We start from the raw sequence: 1,624 nt of genomic DNA, 5'->3' as shown, positions 1-1,624 counted from the left end.
CCCCTCACGTGTCCTCCCGCCCCGTCCTCGACGTCCTGCGCCGACACCGCCGCCCGGTCGCGATCGGCTGCGGGTCCTCGATGGTCCACCAGACCTGCGAGGCGCTGGTGCCCGTGGCGATCGGCCTGGCCGTGGACCGGGCGGTGTCCACCGGGGACGTCCGGGCGGTCGTCGTCTCGGTCGTGGGCGTCCTGGTCCTCTTCACCCTGCTGACCAGCGCCGGGACGTACGCGTTCCTGGTGATCGACCGCGCCGCGTTCGAGGAGGCCCACTCGCTGCGCACCGCGGTGGCCCGCGCGGTCCTGCGCGACCCCGCCGTGCTGCGCGGGCGGCAGGTGGGCGACGCGCTGTCGGTGGCGACCTCCGACACCCGGCACGCGGCCGAGGCGCTGGGTCTGGTGAGCTTCCTGGCCTCGGGGTGCTTCGGGATGGTCGTGGCCGCCGTCGTGCTGCTGCGCATCGACGTCGCGCTCGGGCTGGGGCTGCTGGTGGCCGTCCCCGTGCTCGTCCTGGGGCTGCAGGCCCTCGCCCCGCGCCTGGAGGCGCGCGTGCACGACCGCCAGCGCAGCGCGGGCCTGGCCGCGGCGGTCGCCGCCGACCTGCTCGCGGGGCTGCGCCCGCTGCGCGGCTTCGGGGGCGTGCCGGAGGCCGTGCGCCGCTACCACCTGGCCAGCACCCTCTCGCGGCGGGCCGCGGTGGGGGCGGCCGGTGCGACGTCCGTCGTCGTCGGGGTGAGCACCCTGGCCACCGGGGCCGTCCTCGTCGCGACGGCCGGCGTCGCGGGGGCGTTCGTGGCGCGCGGGCGGCTGGACGTCGGGGAGTTCGTCACCGTCGTCGGGATGGCCAGCTTCCTGGCCGACCCCGTCCGCAACGTCAGCGCCTGCGTGCAGCAGCTGGCCGTCTCGCGCGCCGGCGCGCGCCGGGTCGCCACCCTGCTGGCGCCGCCGCAGCGGCAGCGCGCCGAGGTCCGCCCGCACCCCGGGCACCCGCGGGCGCTGCCTGGGGAGGTCCTGGGCGTCGTCACGACGGACACCGCCACCGCCGACGCGCTCACGCAGGCCCTGGAGGGCGTCGGCGGCGCCGGCGGCACGCTGGTCGAGCCCGCGCAGACGCACCTGCTGGGCGAGACCCTGGCCGACGCGCTCGCCTCCGGGCCCGTCCCGGCCGGCCGCGGCGTCGCGCTCGAGGCCGCGCTGGAGGCCGCGGCCGCCCCGACGGAGCTGGGCACCGCGCTGGCCGACGGCGGCGCCAACCTCTCCGGCGGCCAGCGCCAGCGCATCGGGCTGGCCCGCGCCCTGGCCGCCGACCGGGAGGTCCTCGTGCTGCGCGACCCCACGACGGCGCTGGACGCCGTCACCGAGGACCGCGTCGCGGCGGGCGTGCGGCGGCTGCGCGCCGGGCACGGGACGACGGTGCTCATCACCTCCTCGCCGCTGCTGCTCTCGCGCTGCGACCGCGTCGTGCTGCTGACCGGTGCGGGCCGGCACGCCAGCGGCACCCACGCCGAGCTGCTGGCCGACCCCGACTACGCCGCGGCGGTGGCCCGGTGAGCACACCCTCCTCCACCGCCTCCTCCACCGCGCTGCCCGTCGCGGCGGGCCGGCGCAGCGCCGCGGTGCTGTGG

Annotated in this window: 1 protein-coding gene; it reads left to right on the top strand. The window is 79.1% G+C overall.

Going from position 1 to position 1,624, the window contains the following annotated elements; translation table 11 throughout:
* Positions 1-1,550 (top strand): ABC transporter transmembrane domain-containing protein (locus GTQ99_RS23025; protein WP_166617986.1); only part of this gene is annotated, 1,550 nt, incomplete at its 5' end.
* Positions 1,551-1,624: the final 74 nt, after the last annotated feature.

The organism is Kineococcus vitellinus (assembly GCF_009906315.1).
Taxonomy (GTDB): Bacteria; Actinomycetota; Actinomycetes; order Actinomycetales; family Kineococcaceae; genus Kineococcus; species Kineococcus vitellinus.
This window is presented reverse-complemented; position numbering and strand designations above follow the sequence as displayed.